Annotated in this window: 2 protein-coding genes; both read left to right on the top strand. The window is 37.7% G+C overall.

Annotated elements, in window-relative coordinates; genetic code table 11:
* Nucleotides 1-131 precede the first annotated feature (131 nt).
* Nucleotides 132-1,076: a toxin-antitoxin system YwqK family antitoxin gene (locus ACYVAA_RS22785; protein WP_460546359.1), complete on the top strand. Its 945-nt coding sequence runs from the start codon at nt 132-134 to the stop codon at nt 1,074-1,076.
* A 712-nt stretch (nt 1,077-1,788) separates the two neighbouring features.
* Nucleotides 1,789-2,198: hypothetical protein (locus tag ACYVAA_RS22780; protein WP_460546357.1), on the top strand; the 410-nt coding region annotated here is incomplete at its 3' end.

Here is a 2,198-nt window from a genome sequence, read left to right as displayed (position 1 = left end):
GGCTCAAATATGTCATGGACAACATCATGGACACCAACCACAGGGATATCAGAAAACTCTACCCACGAAACTACAAAAAGCAAATCCTCAAATTATAAAGACGGGATTGGTAGGGGGGATACGTACCTACAATTATAAAAGGGTTGAAACACATTGGTGATGATAAAATGGCTGAACTTGTAAATCGGTCTTATGAACTTTACTTAAAAGAAAACAAAAAAATAAATGATGCGAGGAAAGGTGGATTAGAGGAGTTTAGCAATCTGTATAAAGAAATAAAGGATTTTGACGAATTAGACGATAAATATTATAACCTCAATGAGCAAACAATGAAAATCATTGAGAATTATATCCGCAGCAATCCGAATGAAATTTGTCTTGACGAAAATGGAAACGAATTTAACTTAAGCTTTACTGGTGAGCTTAAGACTTACCACACAGACAAAAGCGTAAAAGAAGTAATTCCTCTGGAGAACGGAATCATATCTGGCATCTTCAAAAGTTACTTTGAAAATGGACAGCTCAAAGACGAAATCCACTACCTAAATGGAGAACAGACAGGCATAAAAACTGAGTATTTTGAAAATGGGAACAAGAAATTTTCAATAACAATCTCTCAAAACCCAAAAGGTAAACTGCATTCTCATTATTACGAAAATGGAAACCTAAAATCTACAGAAATCTATATCACAAAAGATGAGAGAGACGGGAAATGGATTAGATATTATTCAAATGGTCAAATTCAAAGTGAGATTGAATTCATTAACAAGGAATTTTTTGTGCAAAACTGTTGGAAAGAAGATGGAACTCAAATTCTAAAAAATGGAACAGGTTTATACATAAATGAGAATACATATTGGGAAGGTTTTACTCAAAGAATTGAACAGGAATATTTTGAGTATAAAAGACACGGAAAGCAATACACATATAACAACAATAAACTGTCTTTGTACCAAGAGATGAAAGAAGGAAAGGAACAGGGAATAACAAAATCATATGATGAAGATGGAAATTTAGAATATGAAGTTGTTTATGAAGATGGAGTTGAAATATCGCGGAAAGAATATAAAAATTAGAAACAATACAGCTAACAATGGCTAAAAAATCATAGCCACCCTGCGGGATGGCAACGCTTTTTAGCCGGAACGTTAGAGTCCAGGCAGATGAAGTTAGGTGAAATAGATCGGCTCCAGATGTCAGTATGTGATAGCTGGGAAGTACGCGGAAGACCGGATCTGGATTTTTCGTGCAACACCCAAGACAAAGGACTTTTATCCTTCCCGAAAGTGGCCTGCGATAAATTCAGGACTGAAGAGGGGCGCTTTTGAAATAGTGGATAGGATTTCATGAAGAATCTTGCCCCAAATAAGGTGAGAGAAAGTTCTGTTCAGACGAAAGGAAGAACCAGTCGGTAGGGCTCCGGAAGGAAGAGACTTTTAGACGGAAGATGGGTGGGGCAGCACGCTATGGTAGAGCTACCGAAAAAAACTGAAAATGGTGCTCCACTGGAAACCGGCCATATACAAAGCCAAAAGGGTTTTATCAAGATGTTCGGATCTTCGGATCCGGTCCAGGTCGTTTGGTAATGCCATTCTCGTCATGAAAATTTGATCGGTACAACCGTAAAAACCAGAACGGGAACGCCCGGCCTCTAACATCACCTTGGATACAGCGGGAGTACCAAGTAAATATAAAAATCAGTATTTTTAAGAAGTTTGGGGAAAGTATGAAGCGGGGAGCTCCGAATGCCCGCCGTCTCCAAGCTGAATCCCGTTGTGGCTAATTGGAATGAAACAGATAATCATCATATTAATAATTTTACTTAGCAAAATTGTCAACGCCCAAGAAGTTGATTATCATTTGTATAGTCAGACAGCTTCCAGTTGGGATATCGTAGAATTCAGCCTTTATGATACAACAGGACACAGATATTTGCTCAAAGAAACCATTGACGACAAAGGAAGAGTAACCAAACTTGAGTTCTTAAAAGATGGCAAACTGATAAACGACCCACTTTGCTACCTTGCCAACAGAGTTACATTTGAGTATTTTGACAATAAAATAGTTGAAACCCTATACCATAATGAGCAAGAACTTTTTGCAACTGACTGCGAAATGCACTTTCAGACAATTTACCATTTAGATAATGAAGGTTTTATCGAAAAGACTGAATCACTTGCCAAATATGACTTCAGTGG

This window comes from Echinicola sediminis (genome assembly GCF_054777495.1).
The sequence above is the reverse complement of the archived record's forward strand: the minus strand, read 5'-3'. Positions and strand labels throughout refer to the sequence as shown.